The sequence below is a fragment of the Perspicuibacillus lycopersici genome (assembly GCF_025660475.1).
Classification (GTDB): Bacteria; Bacillota; Bacilli; order Bacillales; family Caldibacillaceae; genus Perspicuibacillus; species Perspicuibacillus lycopersici.
Genome location: NZ_JAOUSF010000001.1, coordinates 852,827 through 878,222, shown reverse-complemented (window position 1 = coordinate 878,222; position 25,396 = coordinate 852,827). Strand labels below are relative to the sequence as shown.

Annotated in this window: 15 protein-coding genes and 2 pseudogenes; 13 read left to right on the top strand and 4 right to left on the bottom strand. The window is 32.3% G+C overall.

Annotated elements, in window-relative coordinates; translation table 11 throughout:
• Nucleotides 1-36: 36 nt before the first annotated feature.
• Complete coding sequence (locus OEV98_RS04040) at nt 37-534, top strand: hypothetical protein (protein WP_263071914.1); 498 nt, start codon at nt 37-39, stop codon at nt 532-534.
• Between the two features lie 513 nt (nt 535-1,047).
• On the opposite strand, the pseudogene OEV98_RS04035 reads toward OEV98_RS04040, so the two are convergent.
• The 4 genes and pseudogenes from OEV98_RS04035 to OEV98_RS04020 all read right to left on the bottom strand — a co-directional run.
• Nucleotides 1,048-1,431 (bottom strand): annotated as a pseudogene (locus tag OEV98_RS04035) (AAA family ATPase); the annotation flags it as partial.
• A 546-nt stretch (nt 1,432-1,977) separates the two neighbouring features.
• A complete protein-coding gene (locus OEV98_RS04030; RefSeq protein ID WP_263071913.1) occupies nt 1,978-3,108 on the bottom strand; it encodes a Ger(x)C family spore germination protein in 1,131 nt (376 codons plus the stop codon).
• Nucleotides 3,105-4,568 (bottom strand): spore germination protein, encoded by a 1,464-nt coding sequence (locus OEV98_RS04025; RefSeq protein WP_051678310.1) that lies wholly within the window; start codon nt 4,566-4,568, stop codon nt 3,105-3,107. The genes OEV98_RS04030 and OEV98_RS04025 overlap by 4 nt, the downstream gene beginning before the upstream one ends.
• The gene (locus tag OEV98_RS04020) at nt 4,555-5,646 is read right to left on the bottom strand and encodes a GerAB/ArcD/ProY family transporter (RefSeq protein ID WP_161993046.1); all 1,092 of its coding nucleotides are present in this window, start codon (nt 5,644-5,646) and stop codon (nt 4,555-4,557) included. The genes OEV98_RS04025 and OEV98_RS04020 overlap by 14 nt, the downstream gene beginning before the upstream one ends.
• A 268-nt stretch (nt 5,647-5,914) precedes the next feature.
• On the opposite strand from OEV98_RS04020, the pseudogene OEV98_RS04015 reads away from it, so the two are divergent.
• From OEV98_RS04015 to OEV98_RS03960, 12 genes and pseudogenes are all read left to right on the top strand, one after another.
• A pseudogene (locus OEV98_RS04015) lies at nt 5,915-6,460 on the top strand (recombinase family protein); the annotation flags it as partial.
• A 65-nt stretch (nt 6,461-6,525) separates the two neighbouring features.
• Nucleotides 6,526-7,974 (top strand): Mu transposase C-terminal domain-containing protein, encoded by a 1,449-nt coding sequence (locus OEV98_RS04010; RefSeq protein ID WP_035197639.1) that lies wholly within the window; start codon nt 6,526-6,528, stop codon nt 7,972-7,974.
• Complete coding sequence (locus OEV98_RS04005) at nt 7,967-8,776, top strand: AAA family ATPase (RefSeq protein ID WP_035197641.1); 810 nt, start codon at nt 7,967-7,969, stop codon at nt 8,774-8,776. Before OEV98_RS04010 ends, OEV98_RS04005 begins: the two co-directional genes overlap by 8 nt.
• A 332-nt stretch (nt 8,777-9,108) precedes the next feature.
• Entirely contained in the window at nt 9,109-11,970 is a 2,862-nt protein-coding gene (locus OEV98_RS04000; protein ID WP_263071910.1) for an SNF2-related protein, read from the top strand.
• An 11-nt stretch (nt 11,971-11,981) separates the two neighbouring features.
• Complete coding sequence (locus tag OEV98_RS03995; RefSeq protein ID WP_263071909.1) at nt 11,982-13,706, top strand: site-specific DNA-methyltransferase; 1,725 nt, start codon at nt 11,982-11,984, stop codon at nt 13,704-13,706.
• Nucleotides 13,703-16,375, top strand: coding sequence for a DEAD/DEAH box helicase (locus tag OEV98_RS03990; protein ID WP_263071908.1), 2,673 nt, complete (start codon nt 13,703-13,705; stop codon nt 16,373-16,375). The genes OEV98_RS03995 and OEV98_RS03990 overlap by 4 nt, the downstream gene beginning before the upstream one ends.
• Nucleotides 16,376-16,535: 160 nt before the next feature.
• On the top strand, nt 16,536-16,757 hold the full coding sequence (locus tag OEV98_RS03985) for a DUF7695 domain-containing protein (RefSeq protein WP_263071907.1): 222 nt from the start codon (nt 16,536-16,538) through the stop codon (nt 16,755-16,757).
• Between the two features lie 643 nt (nt 16,758-17,400).
• Complete coding sequence (locus tag OEV98_RS03980) at nt 17,401-17,796, top strand: hypothetical protein (protein WP_263071906.1); 396 nt, start codon at nt 17,401-17,403, stop codon at nt 17,794-17,796.
• Nucleotides 17,797-18,814: 1,018 nt separating this feature from the next.
• Nucleotides 18,815-20,782: an ATP-dependent nuclease gene (locus OEV98_RS03975; protein ID WP_263071905.1), complete on the top strand. Its 1,968-nt coding sequence runs from the start codon at nt 18,815-18,817 to the stop codon at nt 20,780-20,782.
• An 8-nt stretch (nt 20,783-20,790) separates the two neighbouring features.
• Nucleotides 20,791-22,695 (top strand): UvrD-helicase domain-containing protein, encoded by a 1,905-nt coding sequence (locus OEV98_RS03970; RefSeq protein ID WP_263071904.1) that lies wholly within the window; start codon nt 20,791-20,793, stop codon nt 22,693-22,695.
• Nucleotides 22,696-22,728: 33 nt separating this feature from the next.
• Nucleotides 22,729-23,544: an abortive infection family protein gene (locus OEV98_RS03965; protein ID WP_263071903.1), complete on the top strand. Its 816-nt coding sequence runs from the start codon at nt 22,729-22,731 to the stop codon at nt 23,542-23,544.
• On the top strand, nt 23,531-24,820 hold the full coding sequence (locus OEV98_RS03960) for an AbiJ-related protein (protein ID WP_263071902.1): 1,290 nt from the start codon (nt 23,531-23,533) through the stop codon (nt 24,818-24,820). Before OEV98_RS03965 ends, OEV98_RS03960 begins: the two co-directional genes overlap by 14 nt.
• Nucleotides 24,821-25,396 lie beyond the last annotated feature (576 nt).

Sequence of the window (25,396 nt, the reverse complement as noted above, 5' to 3'; positions counted from 1 at the left end):
AATCATTTTAGAAATATTTAATGGGAGGACTAATAGATGGATAAACTATTTCTTGTTAGAATAGATGAAACTATATCTGCAGTAGTAAGGGCGAATTCTAAGGACGAAGCTTTTGATATTGTATCAGAGTATTTTTATACAAGTAAAGATTTTTATTTTATTAAAGATGACATTGATGAATATACAACAAAGTTCTACCCAGGCGATTGCTTATTTAAAAATTTCCTATTTGATGATGATTATGGAAATATATTACACTTTGATAATTATTCTTTTCTTAAAAGTGAATTAAAGGAAGGAACAGAGAAATATATTTGGGAGATTATTAGTAATAATGTACGTCTTTACTTTTCAGAAAAGCCTGAGTTAGCAGATGAATATTTAAGAGAGCTGAAAAAGACTTATGAAACAGGAGATTATCTAAATCTCTCGAAGGAATTAAAACTATTTGTATTAAAACGTCAGTTCGCTAAAGGATCTTATTTTAGAATTCATGAAGTTGATCTTTCCGATACTAATATTCAGCTAATATAGGATGAGGTTGTGTAAATAAATGTGAGGAAGCTAAATAACAATAAGTGTTACTAATTTCATCTTTATTATTTTCTAGATTAGAGGTTAACATAGAAAAACACGGTTCGCCTACTGAACCGTGTTTTTCCTTTAATAAGACCAAATCAAATTATCATTATAGGAGGTTGCTGAAGATTTGCACCCGTCCATAGAAATATTATATTTGGATGATTTAAAATATTCAACAAAAATGACAAAATGCTACATTTCTCGTGGCATAAGATATGCTGTGAACAGAATTTATTATCTTTCAAAATTTGTATTATAGAAACTTAACTTATATATATTAACTAAGTTATTTAACATTTGCTAGATTTCAAATCATATTCATAACTTCAAAGTATTGAACATGAAATACATGTACTGTAGAATAAAGGTGTCACTTTGAACGGTATTTTGCGCATATTTTAAATACTATTTTGCACGAGATGAAATATAAAAATCTATCTTCATGTAAAAGATAGATTTTAATAATTACTTGATTCCGATAACTAAACTGTCTCGTGCAGCTTCAACAACTTCTGTTGTAATGGTTTCAAGATTATTAATTTCAAGTATCCTTTCAATCTGGGTGAAGAGTCTTTGTATAAGCCTGAAGTTTCCTCCAGTAATCTTAATAATACTAGTTATTGCTTCGTAATCAGAAAAATCTTCAAGTTTTATAGAAAGTCCTAACTCTTCCCATTTATACTCCAAAATATGATGAGCTTCATCTTTACTGAGTTTATCAAACTCATGGGCAAATCCAATTCTGGAATAAAGTTGAGGATATCGAGCTAATCTTTTCTCAATTCCAGGCATTCCGATCAATATCATTGCTAAGTCATTTCGATCATATAAATCCCTTAGTTGTTCCAATTTCATGGAAAAAGTGGATGTCCCCTTGGAATGTTTTTTTTCTTGTTATCCTGTTTCCTTTTCCACATATGAACCTCCACTATGTAATGAACTAGTAGTCTTAGTATGTGGAAAATATTCCAGAATATGTGAGAGAGGATTTTGGCATAAAAAAGCACCCCCATTTGTTATTGAGGGGCAGTCCAAGATAAGAGAGATTTTTTATATTGTTTCTCTATCTAAATGTTTAATTATGTTGTTTATAAAGGTGATTTTCTCCTTAATAATTCTTTAAAGTTCAGGATTTTCACATAGAAGCATTTCTTCCTTTAGTTTCTCAATATGACTACTAAACAATTGTAACTCGGAGTAATATTTCCCTTCATGGATATTATGAAGGAGAATAGATAAATTAAAACGGTTTTAACAAAAGTTTTGAATTAACCTCTCAGACATTTTTATTTTAATCTTTTTCATTGTTTAGTAATTTATTCTCCTTGTCTTACTGTTTTAAATATTTATAAATAAATTATTTGAATTAGCAACTAAGTTTATCTAACTCCAGTTTCAATCATATAAACCCCTGTTTTCTAAGAGGAAATTTACTGTAACATTTTTTATAGAATTAGTAGATAATGTATAATTTTTTAATTGTTGTGGTTTAACCCTATCATGGAAAAGTATATTTTTTAGACTATATACGTCAATTTCCTTATCAATTCCATTTTGATAAGTGGACCTTATTTCTGCTTCAATCTGTTTTGTTACCAATTCTTCTATTTTTTTTGAGGAAAGGTGTTCTTCCAAATCTGTTAATGTTCCTTTTGCATCAACATGTATGTTGAAATGGAATTTTTCTCCATCCCTAACTACATTTATTTTTACAGAAGGTGACGTTATTCTTACAACACCCTTAATTTTATTATCTTCAATAATATCTACTGGTGTATTTTTAATGTTTTTTTGCGTCCATCTGAGACCAGTAAGCTCTTCATATGACAACCATTCTTTATACTTTCCTTCACTTACAGGAAAAGCACCATTTATTTTTAAGGTGCTTTTAGTTTTTGGTTCTGTAACAGATTCCTTCCAATCTGTTTCGTTAATAGAAATAGAAGGCAGCAAAGCTGTTCCTCCTGGTTCATTATAAATCGAAATAAATTTATGCAAACGCATCGGTTTTATATAAGAATATTGATAATATGTATCTGTTGGCTTATACAAGATCGTGTATAATGGTGGCAGTTGAAAAAAGCCAGTTGAGCTAAGTATTTTTTCAATTGACTCTTTTGTTCCGAACATCCATGGTGTATAACGAAATTCTCCATTTTTCTTTAAGGATTCCTCCACTTTTTTTATACCTTTTTCCAAAACAGACTCTGAATAGATAATTGCTCCTATATGTGACCAGTTCATAGTTTGTTGGGATGTTCGATATAAATCGAAGATAGCATCATTAATAGTACGACCTGAACCAGTGCCTATATATAATGGCACGGGTTGTCCCGATTTGCCACCTTCCGTTTTAGCTACATTGGAAAAATCAAGTAATTGAACATACATTATATATTTTTCATCTTTATAGTCAATTCCTAATGTTGTGACGTAATTCACTTCACCAATTTCGTGTTCATCCCAGCATCCTGTTAAAATCAATAATACGAATGCTATCATCAGCAGGACGATTAATTGTTTCATTTTTTTTCATCTCCCTGACGGTCAGTATCATTTGTGTCAAGGATTCTTGCGCGTTCATTTTGTTGGTCAACAGGATATTTCAGTAAAGATTTAGAGAAATCGTTTTTTACATATGGTGAGACTGGACTTAGATAAGGAATACCAAAAGATTCTAGCTTAGCAAGATAGCCAAGTGTTAAATAGATACTAATAAAAAAACCAAACATTCCTAGAACAGAAGAAAGAAGAATTGAAAAGAGTCGTATGATTGAAACTGTACCATAAAGAACCTGACTACCTAGTGTAAAGGTTGATATAACTGTAATTGCAGTAATAACCAACATAGTTGGAGACGTTAAACCTGCTCTAATTGCTGCATCACCTATGATTAATCCACCTACAACTGCTACAGTTTGCCCCACCGCTTTTGGCAATCTGACACCAGCCTCGCGAAATAATTCGAATAAACTAATCATTAATATTACTTCAACTACTGTATTAAAAGGTATACCTAGTCTAGAAGATGATATTGTTGCAAGTAACGGAAGTGGAATTTGGTCTACATTAAATGCAGATAACGATACCCAAAAAGCTGGTAAAAATAAGGACAACATCAACCCCAAAAGTCTAAGTAAAAGCTCAAAAGAAGCATAGAAATAAGGTGTATGTTCATCCTCTGCAGTATGGAGAATCACTCCTAAATTTGCTGGTGCAACTAAAACATTAGGAACATTATCAATAAAAATAGCAAATCTGCCTCTAACTAGACTACTGACAACACCATCTGGTCGAGAGACAGATCGCATTAATGGAAAAAGAGAGTAATTAGAACCACCAAGGAGTGCTAGTAATTGGTTGTCGCTGTTTACAATATCTATATCTATATTTTTTAAACGATGTGTAACTTCCTTAATTACTTTTTTATTTTGTATATCCGTTATGTATACTAATCGAACTTGCGTTTGACTTCTTTTACCAAGGGTAAAAGACTTTGTTACAAAAGAATTCGATTTAAGCCGTTTTCGCACTAAAGCAATGTTTGTACTTAAATCTTCAACAAAAGCGTCTCTTGGACCACGCAAAGATACCTCGGTATGAGATTCCTCTGGTGATCGTTTTGGTGGACTGGATGTATTAAAGAAATATAAAGTTTCAGTAATCAGTATTGCTGTATAGCCATTGAAAACTTTTTCTTGAAGCGTATTATCAACATTTATTTCATGCTTACGCAATGTAATGCGTTCGGAACAATTTATATTATCAACACCTTTTAATCCATCACGGTAATATTTGTTTTGAATGTCTGGAAGTATACTATTTATTAATAATTTATGTTCAATTAACCCATTGCAGTAAATAATAAGTATTTGTTCCTTATTATTATTTCCATATAGGTGTTGTTTCTCAACCGATACATCTGTTGAATGTCGGAAAAGATTCTTAATATACCGTTCATCTATTTGATAATTATCCCTTTTCATTTGTAGACACCCTGTTCGTTGAAGTTTTAATTAAAAAGGCAATAAAAACTGTGATAAAAACACCAAAAAAGATACTTCCAATGTAATAAAATCGTGATAAAAAGGTGAAGAATTCTTCATTTGAAATAGGTAATGTAATGACAATTAGATAGATAACACAAATAAAGGCTTGAATATAAAAACGCTGTTTTTTCTTCTTAATGTCAAAGGGCAATGTAATCATATATAAAATCATGCTTATATGGATAAAAGCACCAGATAACCATTGATAAATGGAAAAAAAATCGAGATGATTGAAATAATTACCTATCCCTAAGATACGCCACTGAAAAAAGGCAGGATATCTCAATTTCCCTGCTTCCTCTACTCCAAAAGTTGAGATACTGCCAAGTAGTGGTCCGACAGTTAGAATGGATAAAAAAATGATGAGAAGTAAAATGTGTAAAAACTTCAGTTCTCTATCGACGCGATGCTGTAAAAATATCAGTAAAATTAATTCAATGGCTGAACCAAATGCAAAAAGTGAACCATGAATCACTTCCTTCCACCCATTCTCCACTAATACAGGCGTAATAAGTGTAAAGTTTTTATCAGGAATGGTACCAATTGCGACAAACAAACCAAAAATAATAACGAATGGAAGTACAACACCTGCACAAATGGCAATTACATTTATCTTACCGTATGAAATATAAATGGATGCGGTTAGAATGAATAAAGATACCACTACTACCGGTGTATTAAACAAAAAAGTTTCATTTATCCATAATACCGTTTCTTTTAAAGTAATAAAACCAGTTATAGTTAAATAAATGAACAATAAAAAAGCAATTACTCGACTAAGCAGTCTGGAATATGTAGATGATATCCATTCAAAAATAGATACTGATTGAAATTTCCTTGTAACATACAATAATAATAAGGAGAACAAAAGGGTTAATATATAACCAATAATTACACTTATCCATGCATCACGACCTGCAGCATTAATTAAGAACGGGATAACAATGACATGATTAGTTAACCCCATACTTAATATAAAAATCGTAAAAAGCTGTGTGATGTTGATTTTTGTCATCAAAAAACTCCCTATAAAATCCATTTATAATATTATATTGGCTAAATTACTTCATACTATTCGCATTATCCGATTTTTAATAAATATTATATAATGATATTTTTTGGAAAGTCACACATTTCAAAAACGAATGTTTTTGAGACGTTTTTACTATGAATATTAAATAGCTCAAAGCCATAAGAAATATTGTCTTTAAAGATTGCTCAAAATCTATGTTTCATATACCACCCTTTATGATATAATTATATTGAAAAGGTGGTATTTTTTTATGAGTCAGTACATTTATGGTTATGCTCGAGTAAGTACTCGTCAGCAAGATTTAGCACGGCAATTAGATTTATTAGAAAAATATAATTGTAATGAAATTCTTACAGAAAAAATGACAGGAACAAAATCAAACCGACCAGAGCTAAATCGTCTAAAAGACAAATTGAGACCTGGGGATATTATTGTAGTAGAAAGTTTTTCAAGATTAGGTAGAAGCACAAAAGACTTAATCGATCTAGTTAATTACTTTGAAGAGAAAAATGTAAAATTAATCAGTGTGAAAGAAAATTTTGATGCTACCACCCCGCAAGGGAGGTTAATGATGACTGTTTTTCAAGCTTTTAGCCAGTTCGAACGAGATTTGATTGTTGAACGAACTAAAGAGGGGCTAAAAAGTGCTAGAGCAAGAGGAAGAAAAGGAGGACGACCAAAAGTAGGAACTAAAGATATTACAAAAGCCATTAATCTTTATAATACTAGAGAATACAGCGTTAAAGAAATTGTAGAAATGACTGGTATAAGTAGAGCCACTCTATATCGATATTTAAACAATGACAACAATTAGAGGAACTAATAGCATTAGCTTCATTAATTAAAAGGAGCTGTTTCTATATGGGAAAAGAACTTCCATCATTGACTTCGTATTCAGAAGAGCAGAGACAAATAGCTATGGAAAAATACAGGTTAATTGAGCCATATATTAACCGTGAGAAAAACTTGAAAGCTATTGCTGAGGAATCTGGTGTTTCAAAACGTACACTTCACTATTGGGTTAGTAAGTATCAGCAATTTGGATTAATTGGATTGATTCGAAAGAGTCGAACAGATTCTGGAATATTTAAAGTGGAAAATGAAGTACAAGAAGAGATTAAGAATTTAATACTTAGTCACAAAAGAAATTCAGTCACTTCTATTCATAGGAAGATTTGTGAGACATGTAAAAAGAATAATTGGAAGCAACCCAGTTACTATCAGGTTTATGCTATTTCAAAGTCTTTATCACAAGGACTAAAAAAACTAGCTTATGAAGGAAAAAAAGAATATCAAAACACTTATGATTTAATTCACCGACGAGAGGCTAGTTATCCTAATCAAATTTGGCAAGCTGATCATACCCCATTAGATATAATTGTTTTAAATGAAAAGGGAAAACCGGAAAGACCTTGGCTAACAATTATTTTAGATGACTATAGTCGAGCAGTTGCTGGATATTTTTTAACTTTTCAAGACCCGTCTGCTATACAAACATCTTTAGTTTTGCACCAAGCAATATGGAGAAAAAGAAACCCCGATTGGCAAATATGTGGTATCCCTGAAAAGTTTTATACAGATCATGGAAGTGACTTTACCTCCAATCATTTGGAACAAGTAGCAATTGATTTAAAAATTAATCTTGTTTTTTCTACAGTAGGAGTTCCAAGAGGGCGTGGGAAAATTGAAAGATTCTTTTTAACTATTAATCAGTTGTTTCTACAAGATTTACCTGGATATATTGGAAATCAGCACAGCCCTGCTCTTCTTACTCTTAAAGAACTTGATGATAAATTATCAAATTTCATTATATATAATTATCATCATAGGGTTCACGGTACAACAAAAAAAGAACCCATCAAAGCTTGGAATAATTCTGGATTCCTCCCCAATATGCCAGATAGTTTGGAAAGCCTAGATTTATTATTGTTAAATGTAGCAAAACCGAGGAAGGTTCATTCGGATGGTATTCACTTCCAAGGTTTAAGGTATATAGATACAAATCTAGCTGCATATATTGGTGAAACAGTCATTATTCGTTATGATCCAAGGGATATTGCAGAGATTCGAGTGTTCTATCAAGACAAATACTTATGTACTGCTATTTCCCCTGAGATATCTGATTACCAAGTAGATTTAAAAGATATTGTTTCCGCACGAAATAAGGTGCGTAAAAATCTCAATAAGCAAATTGATACCAGAAGAACTGTTGCAGAAGAAATTGCTTTATCACAGCAAAAAGATTTGGAGAACAAGTCGAATAAATCTGATTCTAAAAAGTCAAAACTCAAGAGGTATTTCAATGAATAAATCACAGAAGTTTATTGAAACAAAAGAGTATAAAAGATTTGCAGAGTTTTGTGATGCTTGTATCAAATATAAATATATAGGAATTTGTTACGGACTACCGGGAGTAGGAAAAACGTTATCCTCAAGATATTATTCAAACTGGGATTATATCGAAAAACAAATAGATTATAAATATAAGAAAAAAATTGGTTTAGATACAGATGAAAGGATTCTTAAAGCTAGAACAATTTTTTATACAGCGCCAGCAATACGTGCTACTAAAATGACTGACGAAATTAGTATTATTGGTGGTAAAATGGGTATGACTAAAGCTATTTATAAGGTAAATAACGGAGGGGAAGAAGAATATTCTACTGATACTTATGAAGATATTGATCTTATAATTGTTGACGAAATAGATCGATTAAAAGTGCAAAATTTGGAACAACTAAGGGATTTATATGATCGAAATGACTTAGCAATGATATTGATCGGAATGCCTGGAATTGAGAAAAGATTAGCTCGATATCCTCAACTTTATTCCAGAATTGGATTTGCCCATGAGTTTGATAAACTCAGTAAAGATGAAGCTCATCATATTTTGGAGTATAAATGGGAAGAGTTAGGACTTTCTATAAAACTTGAAGATTTTTCTGATTACGAAGCAATAACTAGTATTATTAAGATTACTGGAGGAAACTTCAGGCTTATACAAAGACTCTTCACCCAGATTGAAAGGATACTTGAAATTAATAATCTTGAAACCATTACAACAGAAGTTGTTGAAGCTGCACGAGACAGTTTAGTTATCGGAATCAAGTAATTATTAAAATCTATCTTTTACATGAAGATAGATTTTTATATTTCATCTCGTGCAAAATAGTATTTAAAATATGCGCAAAATACCGTTCAAAGTGACAAGGTTGGTGGTCTATTATTAAGGATAGGTGAGTCAGTAGGAGATTTCGATGATACCACTTTTTTTATATATTTGTCTTGGAATATATAGGTAAAATTAAACAGCAGAGAAATTTATATATGGTAAAATAATATGCAAATAAACTGTTATTTTTCTGTATACATTTCAATTCTTTATATAGAGATACCTCAGATATCCAGATATCTAAAATATGGTGCGATCCTTTGGAGGGCAAGATGAGTACAAATTTTCATAGTCAGTATTATGCATATGAACTAACAAAACAAAGCTCTGCTTCTTCCGTAGGGCGTTTAAGCCAGTCTTTAATAAATGCTACAGTAGATTTGAATCCACATCAGGTAGAGGCTGCTTTGTTTGCATTCCGTGCGCCATTGGATAGAGGGGCGTTACTTGCAGATGAAGTAGGCTTAGGAAAGACGATTGAAGCTGGATTAATTATCAGCCAACTGTGGGCCGAGCGCAAAAGGAAAATTTTAATAATTGTTCCCCCTCCACTACGTAAGCAGTGGAATCAGGAACTAATGGAGAAATTTTATATCCCTTCAATGATTCTAGAAAGTAAAAACTTTAATGAAATGCAACGGTCTGGCGTTTCAAATCCTTTCCATCAACAAGACCTAGCAGTTATTACTTCATTTCAGTTTGCTAGAAACAAAGATTCGGAATTAAAAAGAGTTAATTGGGACTTGGTCATTATTGATGAAGCCCACCGGTTAAGAAATGTTTATAAAAAATCAAATAAAATAGGACGAGCTTTACGTTCTGCTACAGAAGGATTTCCTAAAATCTTGCTAACTGCTACACCATTGCAGAATTCTCTAATGGAATTGTATGGGTTGGTTAGCTTTATTGACCCACATATTTTTGGTGACGAGACAACATTTAGAAAACAATTCTCAAGAGGCTCAAGGGAAATGTCTCAAGCTGATTTTATAGACTTAAAACAACGTATTAAACCAGTCTGCCACCGAACACTCCGAAGACAAGTGACGGAGTATGTAAATTATACACAGCGGATTCCTATTACACAGACATTTATTCCAACTGAAGCAGAGTGGGCGCTATATGAAAGGGTTTCTTCTTACTTACAAAGAGAAGTACTATTTGCACTCCCGAAGGCCCAAAGGTCATTAATGACGCTTGTCGTACGTAAAATTCTTGCCTCTTCCTCTTTTGCGCTTTCGGATACTCTTCAATCGCTTATTAGAAGGCTTGATGATTTATTACAGGGTAATAATGTGGGCAATCTAGGAATTAACAAAGAATTTTACAATGATGTAGACGAATTTGATGATACATTGGAAGAATGGGATGATTCCTTTGAGGAATTAGATATTAATGATCTTACAGAAGAAGAGAAACATGCGCTAATCTTAAAAGAAAAACAAGAATTGCAATCCTATTATAATTTAGCAAAATCAATAACTGAGAATGCAAAAGGGGATGCATTACTCTTAGCTCTAGAGTCTGGCTTTGAAAAAATGAGAGAAATTAAAGCTAATGAAAAAGCAGTTATTTTTACAGAATCAAGAAGAACCCAGAATTATTTAAAAGAAATGCTTGAATATAAGGGATATAATGTTGTCCTGTTCAATGGACAAAATTCTGATCCTGAAGCAAAAAAAATTTATCAATGGTGGCTTGAAAAACACCAAAATGATGATAAAATAACCGGTTCAAAAACAGCCGATATGCGTGCTGCATTAGTTGAATATTTTCGGGAACATGCATCTATTTTAATTGCAACGGAATCAGCTTCTGAAGGAATTAATCTTCAATTTTGTAGTCTAATAGTAAATTATGATTTACCGTGGAATCCACAAAGGGTTGAGCAACGAATCGGCCGTTGCCATCGCTATGGTCAAAAACATGATGTTGTTGTTATTAACTTTTTAAACAGTAAGAATGCTGCTGATAAGCGAGTATTTGAGCTTCTTTCTGAAAAGTTTAAGCTTTTCGATGGGGTATTTGGATCATCTGATGAGGTTTTAGGTACTTTAGAATCCGGAGTAGACTTTGAAAAACGCATTCAAGAAATATATCAAACTTGTAGAACATCTGAGGAAATTAATTCAGCATTTTCTCAACTACAGGAAGAGTTAGATGAACAGATCCGTAATAAAATGCAAGAAACAAGAAGCAGCCTTATGGAAAACTTTGATGATGAAGTAAGAGAAAAACTGAGAGACCATTTTGAACAAACTAGTATACAAATGAATCGTCTTGAGAGATTTTTGTGGAATCTTTCTAAAATAGAAGGTCAAAAGGAAGCTGTTTTTGACGATGCATCTTTGAGTTTCACTAAAGATAATAAAAAATATCAGTTTATTTCTCGTATGAAAAAAGAACAAAATAGTGAAAATGTAGTTCATTTTCGTTTATCACACCCACTTGCGAATTTGTGGGTAGAGAAAGCTAAAAAGCGAAGTCTAAAACCAAAAGAAATTACGTTTATGTACAGTGACTATGAGGGTAAGATTAGCGTTCTAGAATCTCTGATTGGGAAAGAAGGTTGGCTCAGTCTGGATGTAATAAACATAGAATCTGTTGAAACAGAGCAGCATCTTATTTTCTCGGCAGTTGATACTAACAGTAATCAACTTGATCAAGATATTTGTGAGAAATTGTTTTTATTGCCTGCTACGGATCATGAGGATATTATAGTTCCGGGTTCTATTGAAAATACGTTAGGTTATATTAGAGAATGTCAAGAAGATGCTGTCTTGAACAATATAATGGAGCGTACTGCTGAATATATGGATTCTGAATTAGAAAAATTAGATAAATGGGCAAAAGATTTAAAAGTAAAACTAGAAGTGGAAATTGATGAAGTTTCAGTTGAGATTGACTACCTAAAAAAAGATTCAAAAACAATCCGAAATATTCAAGAAAAATTAGAAATGAATAAGAAAATTAAAGAACTAGAGAAAAAGCGCAATGATATGCGCCGTAATTTATATGACCAGCAAGATCAAATTGATGAACAGAAGGATACTCTGTTCGAGGAAATAGAAGCAAAACTGCAACAGAAGGTAACAAAGCAGCATTTGTTTGCTTTGAAATGGAGAATAATTTAAGAGGTGTTCTAATGTCTAAGAAAACAAGGTTGGAACTTACATGGATTGGAAAAGATGAAAAACATATTCTAGAACCTAGAATATTACTTGAAGATCAAAAATATTCCTTTCATGCTGATAAGAAATACTCAGATGATGATTTTTTTGATAATAGATTAATTTTTGGTGATAATCTATTGGCTTTAAAAGCACTTGAACAGGAATTTACCGGATTAATAAAATGTGTTTATATTGATCCTCCTTATAATACTGGGAACGCATTTGAACATTATGATGATTCCTTAGAACATTCTATATGGTTAAATTTAATGAAAGAACGTTTACAAATTATAAGAACATTACTATCCGAAGATGGGTTTATCTGTGTTCATATAGACGAATCAGAAGGTGCATATTTAAAAGTATTAATGGATGAAATATTTGGAAGAAGTAACTATTTAACAACATTATACATTCAAGTAAGATACCCCGATAAAACATTAAAAGAAGATATGGCTTTTCACAAGCAGATTGAACATATCTTGGTATATAGAAAAAGTCCTTTAGCAAAGCCAAACAAATTAGAAAAAGACTATGACTATGATAAGTTTTGTTATTATATAGAGGAAAAAGGAACGGGGAAAGAAATCAAATTAGGTGGAAAGAAAGTAATAGTTTTCAATAGTGATGATTATGAGATTAAGAAGGGTGAAGGAACTCTAGAGGGATTAAAAGAAATATGGGCATCAGGTTCAGTTTTAGATGGGAATTCTTCTGGGCGCTTTTTTAGAGATTATTTAGGGGATAGAAAAGATATTGATGGACTTGGATGTTTATATAAGGTCTTTGATATTGGGGATGATGGTAAAGGCTACAGATATTTTACTGGCCCTAAAAGGGCTAACGCAACAAGAGGTAAGTATTATCAGGGTGTTCCAATAGATAGACAGGATGAAAATGAAGAAAATGTTTCTTACCTTCCAATTTTAAATTTTTATGATTTAGCGTCTAATTTTGGAAACTGTAGACACGAAGGTGGGGTAGACTTTAAAAGTGGAAAAAAACCAGAAATATTAATTCAAACAATTTTAAAGCATTTCAGTAATAAAGGGGATTGGGTTTTAGACTCTTTTGCAGGGTCTGGTACCACAGGGGCAGTCGCTCATAAAATGGGAAGAAAATGGATTATGATTGAATTAAAAGAACATTGTTTAACCCATATTGTACCAAGACTTAAAAATGTTATTAGTGGAAAAGACCAAACCGGAATTAGCCAAGAAGAAGGTTGGAAAGGTGGGGGTGGATTTAGATTTTATAATTTAGCTCCAAGTCTACTTCAGAAAGATAAGTACGGGAATTGGATAATTAGTAAGGAATATAATGCTGAAATGTTGGCAGAAGGAATGTGTAAATTAGAAGGATTTAATTATAACCCTAATAAAAACGTATTTTGGAAACATGGCCAATCTACTGAAACAGATTACATTTATGTAACAACACAATTAGTAAATCAACAAATTGTTGCTGATATTGTTGATCAAATGGAAGAAGATGAAACCCTTTTAATTTGTTGTAAGGCGTTTAATGTGAATATGGATGATTTTCCAAATGTTACATTAAAGAAAATTCCTCAAATGGTGTTAAATAAATGTGAGTTTGGAAGAGACGATTATAGTTTAAATGTAGAACAATTACCAGTTATTGAGAAAGAGGCTGAACAAATAGAGTTGTTTGATAATGGGGGTGTAGAAGAATGAATAGGTTCGTTAATCAAGTTTCAAACCGTTTAAGTCTTAGATATCCACAACGGGATTCGTTAGAAATATTGGCGGAGGTAGTTGAAAGTATCGGACTTGAAAAAATTAAGTCTCCGGATGAATTGCAACAAAAGCTAGACACGGTTAAAACTCTCTTTCCTTCAGTAGAGGATTTTGAAAGGGAGTTCCCCTCCATCTGTTTTGCTTTAGCAACTGGTGTCGGTAAAACACGGTTAATGGGGGCTTTCATTTCATATTTATATCTTGCTAAGGGAATTAAGAATTTCTTTGTTTTAGCACCAAATTTAACGATATATGAAAAACTTATTCAGGATTTTACACCAAATACAAAAAAATATGTGTTTACTGGTATTTCACAATTTGCTTCACAGCCCCCGTTTGTAATAACTGGTGATAACTATGAACAAAGTGCAATGTTTCTATTAAATGAGGATTTAGTTAAAATAAATATCTTTAATATCTCAAAGATTAACTCTGAAGTACGGGGAGGGAAGTCACCTCGTATTAAAAGACTTAGCGAATATATTGGTGAAAGCTATTTTGAATACTTATCATCACTTCCAGACTTAGTATTGCTAATGGATGAATCTCACAGATATAGAGCTTCGGCTGGGGTTAAGGTATTGAATGAATTGAATCCGGTACTTGGATTGGAACTAACAGCAACACCTCAAGTTGAGAAAGGTCAACGTACTATACCTTTTAATAACGTAATTTACAGTTACCCTCTATACAAAGCTATGGAAGATGGCTACGTAAAGGAACCAACAGTTGCAACCCGTGAGAATTTTGATGTGTCAAATTATTTAGAGGATGAGTTGGAACGCTTAAAGTTAGAAGACGGAATCCTTGTGCATGAGGAAACAAAGGTAGAGTTGGAAGTATATGCAAAAGAATATAATCAATTAGTTGTAAAGCCGTTTATACTAATTGTTGCTCAAGATACTGATCATGCTGAGAGATTAATGAGTGTAATTAAAGGTGACGACTTCTATGACGGGAGATATAAAGATAAAGTTATTACTGTACATTCAAAACAATCTGGAGAAGAAAAGGATGAAACCATCCAAGAGCTTTTAGCTCTGGAGAATCCCTCTTCTAATACAGAAATAGTCATCCATGTTAACAAGCTAAAAGAAGGTTGGGATGTTACAAATTTATACACTATCATCCCACTACGCGCCGCAAATTCTAAAACATTAGTAGAACAGTCTATTGGACGTGGATTACGTTTGCCTTATGGAAAAAGAACAAAGGTTAAGGCTGTGGATAGACTGACTATCATCGCTCATGATCGTTTTCAGGAAATTGTTGATGAGGCTAATAATCCTGAATCTATTATAAAAAAAGGTGTTGTAATAGGTAGGGACGTTGCTAGTAGACCTAAAAAGGTTGTTTCGGTTGAATCCAATGTAAAACAAAGTATCATGCAAAAAATTGCAGGTGATGATATAAACAGTAAAGATGAAGCCGTAAAAAAACGTGTTGAAGTAAAACAAAATATTGCAGAGACTGCCCTTAGAACTATTCAGCGAATGACTAATATTTCAAGTAATTCAGAGTTGAATAAAGCTGAGATTAAAGAGAGAATAGTTCAAGAAGTTAAGGCTTCTTATCCAGTGGGACAATTAGAGTTGGCTTTTGATGATGATAAGACCGATGCAATAGAGGAAATTGTTGAAACAGTAACTGAATATATTGTTGAAAAAACAATGGATATACCAAAGATAATACTTCAACCGAAAGACGAAATTACTTGGGGATTCCAAGATTTTGATTTAAATGTTTCGGGAATTAATCTTCTACCAGTTACCCAAGAGATAATGTTGCAAGAATTAAGAACACGTAATCGGGATGTGCTTCATTTAAAAGTTGAAATTGATAGTAATGACCCATTAGAAGATTATATTATTTCTCGACTAATGGATTTTGATGATATCTCATATGAGGATCACGCAGATTTATTGTATAAGCTAGTTAGACAATTAATTGATCATCTCAGATCATATTTAAAAGATGATGAAGATGTAAGGAATGTATTAATGTATAATCAGCAGTTATTAGCCAGTAAAATTCATGCTCAAATGTTAGAACATTATCAAGAAGCAAAAGTTGAATACGATGTGGTAGTAAGAAGCGACTTTGAAGTACTTCGGACAAATACATTTTCAGTAGATATTCATGAGGAAGTTAGAGATTATCATGTTCCAGTAGAAGATCGTTCAGCAATAAGAGGTATGAGTTTTGGTGGATTCAAGCGTTGTATGTATCCAATTCAAAAGTTTGATGCAGAAAACGAAAGACGATTTGCAGTAATATGTGAACAAGATTCAACTGTTGAAAAATGGTTCAAGCCTGCATTGAATCAACTTAAAATTTATTATAACCAAAAGCAAACATATAACCCAGATTTTATAGTTGAGACTAAAAGCAAGAAATACCTTGTTGAATTAAAAGCAGCAAATAAAGTTGAAGGCGATGAAGAAGTAGAAGCAAAAGCTGCAGCAGCTATAGAATGGTGTAAACATGCAACTAATCATGAACTTCAACATGGTGGAAAGGAATGGGTTTACCTCCTAATACCGCATAATGATGTAAAGGAAAATATGACAATTGCTGGTTTAGAAGCAAGGTATAGTAGAAAATAATAGTAGCTAATCATTTTGCTCTTTCGCGCATTTTTATTTTTTAAACAAGGAGCTAATATTACTTATAATCTAAATACTAATTTACAAATACTATAGGGCAATAGAAGTAAATCCTTTTCTATTGCCCTAAAATAACAAGGAATTCGATAAGGATGATCTTATGAAAAAAATACTTGTAAACAAAGTACGCTGTAAAAAATGCAACGACATTATCGAGTCAAAGCATAGCAATGATTTTAAACGATGTAAGTGTGGTGAAATTTTTATAGACGGTGGTCGGGACTTTCAACGTTACGGATGGGGAATCAATCATTCTGAAGAAAAAGCTGAACTAGATGATTATATTGATTTTAGTTATTCGGTTTATGATGATAAGGTATGAAATAATTATCAATATCCGCAACTTTTCAAACAAAAATATCTATTAATCAGGTTCAAAGTTAGCTATAGAAATTTGACATTTACACGTTAAACTTTGAGGTTTATAAAGTATATTTGTCGGCTCGAAAGGTAGGTAATTTAAATAAAAAACATTGTATTAGTAAGGGGTTTGAGGCATCAGATATATGAAGTCGTTCATAGCTATAATTGGGTATATTAAGGTATACCCAATTATGTCTATGAAACTGCCCAAAAAGAGTATGGTATCTTCTGTTAGATACTAATAATGGTATCTAATATTGGAACCTATATTTTTTGAAGGCATAGATATTGACATCCTTCATAAGTGTAAGGTAATAACCACTTAGGAAAAAGGTGAAAATAACAACGCATGATAAAATGGCGATCATTAATAGTAACTATTAAAAGGACTATGATTAAATAAAAAGAGAAATTAGCAAGCATTTTGAACTAAATAGGAATAGATAAAGAAAAAAACCCTGCAGATTGCCTAGAACAATCCATTCAAAATCGGAATTGATTTGGATAAACGTTAGAATTAATTCCATTATAATTTTTAAAAAATACTATTCGAATTCATCATGTCCAAAGATATAATGATTTAAAATATTGGAGGTTACATGATGACATTAAATGAAGTAATTGTACGTTTAAACAATGGGACAACAATTGGTGCATTAGCAAGGGAATTAGGCATTCGAGAACGTGATTTAGAAAGAAAAATAAAAAATGCAGCTATAGTTTTTGATGAAGACAAAAAAATATGGAGATACATGGGTATTGCTGAAGTGGAATCATTTAGCAGAGGTGTAAAAGGAAAAATATTTGCTTTAGAGATAGATAGACCATTTATTAGCCCTAAAGAGGAACTTCAGCATCCACAGCCAACACTTAACAACGCTGATTATGAATACAGAATGTACAAAGACTATTTAAATATTGACCCGGAAGTTCTAACGGGGAAAAAGACATTCTTTTTATCAAATAGTAAAAAGCAGTGTTTGGCATTTTCTTATTGATCATAATTAGTGAAGTATAGGGGAAATTGATAAAGGATCATTGAAGTTTGGCGAGTAATTTGAAATAATAATATTTGCGATGAAGCGGCCTCTATGGTCGAAAAATTTTATGGTTTTTGGTAGGAACCATATAAAAGGAATGTCCTCCAGTTTCAATACTGGGGGACTTTTTTATTATCTTAACCATAATCGTAGTGATCCTATGGAAGTAACAACAAATAAGGACTTCAATCAGCTCTATCATCAGTTAAGTGAAATTATTATTTTAGGGGAAATTAATACAATGAAAAGGGTTAAAAAGAGGCAAAGTGTAAGATAGAATAATAATATATGATAGATTTTATCTACTTTTTCTTTTTACAAACAAATTTAATAGATGAACCTTTTGGGTTCAAGAATCAGTTAAAAATCATCGGTAGGATGTGTGACGAAAATAGTCGTAGCATTCCTACCGATGTTTTTTTATAAATAACTTTTTGGAGGGATTTTATTTGAATAAGTATTATGTAGTGAAATTGTCGGAGGAAAGTGATGTTAAGTTGGGTGTTATCGATGCGTTATCTCTAGAAGAAGCACATGGTATTGCAATATCCGTTATCAAAAAAAGATGAAGTCAGGGGAGACAATATATACTTTTCCGGAGAATGAGCCACTGGTGTTTGATGAGAACAATCGATTAGTGCTTCAAATGAAAAGAGTAATGAGCCTTAGTAGATGGTAATGACATAATGGTGTAATTTACTAGAGTTTATGAATTGAGAGTGGTATCTAGTAAGAGGAATAATCATAAAAATTAATGAAAAGTTGGCTTTGTATAATTTTGAAACAAGGCCATCTTTTCTTTGTTTATTCATGATAATTTACAATAAATTAGGATACTTTGAAATGGGTGTATTCCATTTGCTGTTCTTTGAAAATAACAATTTAGAGTAGTCTAATTTATCGAACATTGTAAAATAATGTATAATTAGATTAAATATAGACGTTATAAACAATATAAGATGGAGGGGAGTTTTCATTGATAATTACAAAACTTATAATAAATAATTTTAGAAGCTTTGGTGAGACAGAGAAGCAAATTAATCTATCAGATATCACAACATTAATTGGTAGCAATAGTTCTGGGAAAACAGCCGCACTTCAGGCTCTGCAAAAAATGTTTGGTGTAACTCAGAGTGAACGTAGACTTGTAAAAGGGGACTTTAATATTCCTAATGACGTAGATATAAATACAATAAAAGAATTGGGTTTATACATAGAAGTCAAAATTGAATTTCCTGAACTAGAGAATGAGGGAAATGATGGAGAGTTCAGTGTTCCACCATTTTTCTCACATTTCACTATAGATTCTTCAGATCAAAGACCATATGTAAGAATGAGATTGGTAGGTAATTGGTATTCAGATAATACTCCTGATGGTGATATTCAACAAAACTTATTTTTTATAAATGTTCCAGAAGGTGAGGAAGTTACAGAAGAATCTCTTCTCCCAGTTTCTCCCCATCAACGTTCCAAAATTCAAATGCTTTACGTTCCTGCCATTAGGGAACCAATGAAACAGTTAAAGAACGCTTCAGGGACTATTCTTTCAAGAATTTTAAAAAGTATCAGTTGGCCAGAAGATATGAACCAACAAATAAAGGATGAAATGAGTCCAGTTAATGATTTATTCAATAGTATTGAAGGCGTAGATGGAGTAAAAGAGATTATAGGAGAACAGTGGAAAAAATACCATAGTGACTCACGTTATAATGAGGCTAAACTTGAATTCAATAGTACTACACTAGAATCTATACTAAGTAAAATAGAGGTGCAATTTTCACCATCTGTTGAATCTAATCCTTATACTGTAGATAAGTTAGGTGACGGTTTGCAATCTTTATTTTATTTATCCCTAGTATCATCATTATTAGAGGTAGAGGAAAAAATTTCAAATAATTCAGGTGCAGCACTAACAATTTTAGCTGTTGAAGAACCGGAAAATCATATATCTCCACATTTGTTGGGGAAGGTAGTAGAAAACTTAAATGAGATATCCCAAATAAGCAATGCACAAGTACTGTTAACATCTCATAGTGAATCTATAATTAAAAATATTTCACCAGAAGAGTTATGTCATTTAAGAATTGATAAAACTACAGGTTCTACTGTTGTTAACAGTATTATACTGCCTAGTAAAAGTTCCGATGCATATACATATATAAAAGAAGCTATTAAAGCATATCCAGAAGTTTACTTTGCAAAACTTGTAGTTCTAGGTGAAGGAGATACTGAAGAAATAATTCTACCAAAATTATTAAAGGTAAAAGAAATTTCTTCATATGACACAGGAATTTCAGTAGTTCCATTAGGTGGAAGACACGTAAACCATATGTGGAGATTACTTAATCAATTAAATATCCCCCATATAACGTTGCTGGATTTAGATTTAGAACGTGGTGGTGGCGGTTGGAGTAGGATTAAGTATGTAATTAAAGAACTAATTGAAAATGGTTACGATAGAAATAAATTATTGAAAGTTAAAGGAGGGATTTTATCAGATGATGAATTTAATAAAATGCATGAATGGAAAATAGATGTACCTATTTTGTCATCATGGATATTAATGTTAGAAGAATACAATGTCTATTTTTCGAGTCCGTTAGATATTGACTTTCTTATGTTAGAAAGATTCCCGACTGAATATAAAAAAACAATGAGAATAGGACCTAGATTGCCAGATAAAGAGACTGAACCAGATAATTATAGAAAAAAGGTTATATCATCCATTCAAGCTACACTAAAAAATGAAAATGCAACTGGCTATACATATTCGGAGGAACAACATGAATTAATGGTATGGTACAACTCTCTATTTTTAGGTAGAGGTAAACCAAGTACTCATATTGATGCTATAGCAGGGTTATCCGATAGCGAGTTAATAGAAAAGTGTCCAGAAGTTTTCGAAAGATTAATCAATAAAATTAGAAGTTTGATTAGTTTGTAGGTGATGTAATGATAAAAGAGGAATTATGGAAACCTACAGATGGGATAGTTCTAGAGGAAGCTGCTAATCAAGTCGTAAGAAGTCAAGAAAATACTTTGGTAATTGCTGGACCGGGGGCAGGAAAGTCAGAATTGCTAGCCCAACGTGCTTCTTATTTATTGGAGACAAATATATGTAAAGATCCTCAAAAGATACTTGCAATCAGTTTTAAGGTTGATGCAGCTGATAATTTAAAAAAGAGAGTAGAAAAGAGAGTGGGGGGCGATTTAGCGAAGAGGTTTGAGTCCAGAACATTTGATTCTTTTGCTAAATCCATTCTAGATAGATTTAGACTAACGTTACCAAGCGGATGGCGTCCGGATGGAGAGTATAACCTTGTTTTTAATGATCGAGAAGTAATGGATATTGCCACTGGTTATATTAAAAAGGAACATCCTAACTTTCCAAATTGGCAATATGAAATAAAAACGGATCGGCTGGTGAGAAGTTTTACTAAAGATCCATTGCATTTACTTGGCGAAAGAGAAGATGATTTATATGGTTGGGTAACAAAAGAACTATGGAAAATAATGATAAAAGGAACTTCATCTCTTCAAAGTTCATTAACATTTCCTATGATATCTAGATTAGCAGAATATATATTAAACCTTAATTCATTTATAAACACTGCATTAAGATTGACATATAGCCATATCTTTTTAGATGAATTTCAGGATACAACTTATGTTCAATATGATTTACTAAAATCAGCGTTCTTGGGATCGAGATCTGTTCTAACCGCAGTTGGTGATGACAAACAAAGAATTATGGGTTGGGCAGGGGCAATGGCTGATTCATTTAAGGCATATTCTTCTGATTTTAACGCAACAAGTTTTCAATTAATTTTTAACCATCGTTCTGCTCCGAGATTGATAGAAGTACAAAATGTATTATCTCAAGCAATTAGTCATAATACTCCCCCTGTAAAGTGTACAGATAAATGGGAAAAAGATGATGGAGTTTGTGAAGTGTGGACTTTTAATGATTATATCCAAGAAGCAAAGCATATTGCGAAATTTTTAAGTCTTAAACTTCAATCAATTAATCCACGAGATATTTGTATAATTGTTAAGCAACAAGAGAGTGTTTATGCAAAGCAAATTATTGAAGAATTACAAAATGTGGGAATTAATTCAAGGATTGAAAAAGATTATCAGGATATATTGTCAGAAGAATATGTTCAGTTGATAGTAAATACCCTTTATCTTACGGTATTTAAAAATTCTCCAGCAAGATGGCAAGAAGTTATTAAACTAAAATCTGAGCTGGATGGAATTGATTATAATGAGGACTTGAAAGCAATGTGGGAAATTGAAGAAGACTTTCAAAAATTTATTTCTCTATTAAAAGGTAAAATAAATAGTATAAGTAACATATACAATGAAATACCTCAAATACTTGATGACATAATAGAATACTTTAGTTTAATTAAATTTAAAAATTACTATCCAAAGTATTTTGTTGGCAACTTATTAAAAAATACTAGGGAAAAATTTCATCAAAAAATAATAGATTCTTATGTAGATCATAGACAATGGGATAAAGCAATTGAAGATTTTTTAGGGGTTTATAGTATACCGATTATGACCATTCATAAAAGTAAAGGGTTAGAGTATGAATGTGTTTTCTTTATTGGTTTAGAAGATGATGCCTTTTGGAGCTTTAGGAGCCAGTCTGAATCTGATATGAGAGCTTTTTTTGTTGCATTATCTAGAGCAAAAAGTGAAGTATATTTTACGTTTAGTGAAATTCGGGAAATTATGAAATATAGGAAATTGCAAACAACATATCAGTCGAAATCTATAATTTCTTCGTTATATGATCTATTAATTGAAGCAAATGTAGTAACAAAAAATCTTACAGAAACCGTATAATGTTTTTAAATGAAAAATTAAAGGGGACGAAATATGCCTAATCTATCCCAAATTGAAAAAGGAATTTTTATGAAGTTGTTTAATAGAAGCGGTTATGTCCTGAATTTCTCTACAAACGACTTTGACGTGTTTACAATGGAAAGTGTTGGGGTTCCATTATGTGAGACGTATAAACTATCTAAGGGTAAATCTCTAATGGCTTATATTAACGAGGCTTCAGACTACAACACAGTAAAGTTGTTAAAAGATTTATTAGATTATTATGAAGTCTATTTTGAATACGAAATTGAAAACGACGGTGAGTATTCAAAAACGTATTACCGCTGCAAAGATATAATGGCTCGAATCTTATACAACAAAACCCCACTTGCTTCTGTTGTTGTAGAACTGAAGGAGAAATTTTCAAGTGCATATCTTTCTGCACAGATTGATTTAATGTTAAAAATGCAGTCTGAAAATCCAACTGAAGCAATTGGGAAAGCTAAGGAATTGGTTGAAAGCTGTTGTAAAACTATTCTTGATGAAAATGAAGTAGTGTGGGAAAAAAACTGGGATGTCGGTCAGTTGACTGGTGCAGCTGTTAAACTTCTCAAGCTAATGCCAAAAGATATACCCGATACAGCCCCGGCATCTGGTGAGATGAAATCCATTTTGGGCAATTTGCGCGCGATAGCTACAAATTTGGCAGCGTTGCGCAACCCTTATGGTAGTGGACATGGGAAAAGTGCTACATATAAAGGACTTGAAGAGCGACATGCAAAACTTGCAGTTGGCAGTAGCATAACGCTTGTTAGTTTTCTTTGGGACACTTATGAAAGTCGAGGTATTTTAAACCGTGAAACGAATTAGTGAGATAACAAAACGTGATATCCTCGATTTGTTCCAAAATGGCATTGAAATAGATGAATGGTTTGAAACAAAAAAAGTTACCTATCCTTATTTTGGTCGGATGAATGAGCTTGATTTTCTCAAAAGATTATATGATTTGAAAAGTATGCGGAGTTTGGATTCAAGGTTTCAGGATGCTGAAAGTGACATTTGGCAACATACGGTAAACAACGATGATTATCCATCCTGTTGGGTATTTGAGGATGAACGATTCCAATTGAAGAACGGTAGCGATGAAAAATACTTGAAATTTATTTGTGAGATTTTTCATCCAGCAGTTAGGTTTGAAAAAGGATATTGGAAGGAGTTTCTTGCTGAGGTAAACATATTATTGCAAAACGATGGATACGAACTTTATCCAGCAGCAAAAATATCTAGCCGGGATGTCTATGGGTGGAGAATATTTCAACCAGAAGAAAATAGTATATTTATTCCTTACTCTCAAAGAAATTTAAAAGCGATAAAAGAGAAAAGAATATCATTATCTATTAAACGTAATGCAAGAAATCAGATTTACCAACTTCTAGAAAAGTATAATGACATCTATCAGAAAACGGATGAAACAGGATTTTCGTATAATGTTTCAATAAGCGAAGAAGTTTTCAATGATTTACGTCAGTTTTACACTCCTAAATGCTATAATGATCAAAAGCAATATGTGGAAACCAGTAGCCTACAAGATTTTGTATACCACAGTTCGCCTTTCTGTGTAATGGATACGATAGAATTTTTTGTGAAGCATAGCTGTTCCAACGAATTCGAAGCGCAACTTAATGCAATATTGAAGCTGAATGATCTTGATTTGAAATTAGATAACGGAAAAATTGTAAGCACTTTCGACAATCATATAAAAAAAAGCACATTAGTTTTAATTGAAGAGGCAGGACTCAAAGAGTTGCTTCAGGAAGCCATTCAGTATTACGATGAAGGAAATTTGAAAATTGCCGTTGAAAAACTCTGGGACGCTTTTGAAAGACTGAAAACATATTACTCTCCCACATTAGATAAGAAGAAATCGATAAATAGAATTATTTGCGATATGAGTAACAATAAAGAACCGTATAAAATGATGTTTGAAAAGGAATTTCATGAACTTACGGCTATTGGTAATAACTTTAGAATTCGTCATCATGAAACTACAAAAACAGATATTGAGGATAATAGACACTATGATTATTTTTATAAAAGATGCCTATCATTAATTTCGGTTGCAATTCAATATTTGAATATTGGATAATTAATGTAAATATAGTCTTTCCGGGTACGTAGCTCTATATATGTTATTAATATCTAAACAACACGCACTGAACTAACCGGACATAATTAAGTAAACGGTAAATTCCACTGCGCTTGCTATTGATTTTTTACAGATAGCTCTTTTACAAGTTGATAATGGAGAAATAAGAAGTTGAAACATCCATCTTGGTTCACATCAAAATTATATTACACAAATTTTACACATAGCAATTACAAAACATTGTAAAATCAATACTTAAAGACCTATCTCGACCCCGACCACCAGTATCACCCAAAAGCAATTCTGCAAAAGAGGCTGGGACATAATAATTGATGTTTAAATGTAAGACGAACAATAATTCGGATAGCGGAGGAAATATACGTAGACTCCTGCGGGAAAAGCATGAGCCGAAGACCCCGCACGAAGCATAGCGGAGGAGGCTAAGGCCATGCCCGCGGAAAGCGAAGTATATTTCCGGAGCGAATTTACCTACTTAACTTTGTTCGGATTCTCTTACATAAAAATACTTTTTTTGTCCCAGCCTCTTTTAGTGCGTACTGCTTATTGTCAAAAAAT

Bases quoted from the DNA above. Each gene is read 5' to 3' on its own strand.
- OEV98_RS04040 (WP_263071914.1), top strand. From the start codon at position 37: ATGGATAAACTATTTCTTGTTAGAATAGATGAAACTATATCTGCAGTA.
- OEV98_RS04030 (WP_263071913.1), bottom strand. From the start codon at position 3,108: ATGAAACAATTAATCGTCCTGCTGATGATAGCATTCGTATTATTGATT.
- OEV98_RS04025 (WP_051678310.1), bottom strand. From the start codon at position 4,568: ATGAAAAGGGATAATTATCAAATAGATGAACGGTATATTAAGAATCTT.
- OEV98_RS04020 (WP_161993046.1), bottom strand. From the start codon at position 5,646: ATGACAAAAATCAACATCACACAGCTTTTTACGATTTTTATATTAAGT.
- OEV98_RS04010 (WP_035197639.1), top strand. From the start codon at position 6,526: ATGGGAAAAGAACTTCCATCATTGACTTCGTATTCAGAAGAGCAGAGA.
- OEV98_RS04005 (WP_035197641.1), top strand. From the start codon at position 7,967: ATGAATAAATCACAGAAGTTTATTGAAACAAAAGAGTATAAAAGATTT.
- OEV98_RS04000 (WP_263071910.1), top strand. From the start codon at position 9,109: ATGAGTACAAATTTTCATAGTCAGTATTATGCATATGAACTAACAAAA.
- OEV98_RS03995 (WP_263071909.1), top strand. From the start codon at position 11,982: ATGTCTAAGAAAACAAGGTTGGAACTTACATGGATTGGAAAAGATGAA.
- OEV98_RS03990 (WP_263071908.1), top strand. From the start codon at position 13,703: ATGAATAGGTTCGTTAATCAAGTTTCAAACCGTTTAAGTCTTAGATAT.
- OEV98_RS03985 (WP_263071907.1), top strand. From the start codon at position 16,536: ATGAAAAAAATACTTGTAAACAAAGTACGCTGTAAAAAATGCAACGAC.
- OEV98_RS03980 (WP_263071906.1), top strand. From the start codon at position 17,401: ATGACATTAAATGAAGTAATTGTACGTTTAAACAATGGGACAACAATT.
- OEV98_RS03970 (WP_263071904.1), top strand. From the start codon at position 20,791: ATGATAAAAGAGGAATTATGGAAACCTACAGATGGGATAGTTCTAGAG.
- OEV98_RS03965 (WP_263071903.1), top strand. From the start codon at position 22,729: ATGCCTAATCTATCCCAAATTGAAAAAGGAATTTTTATGAAGTTGTTT.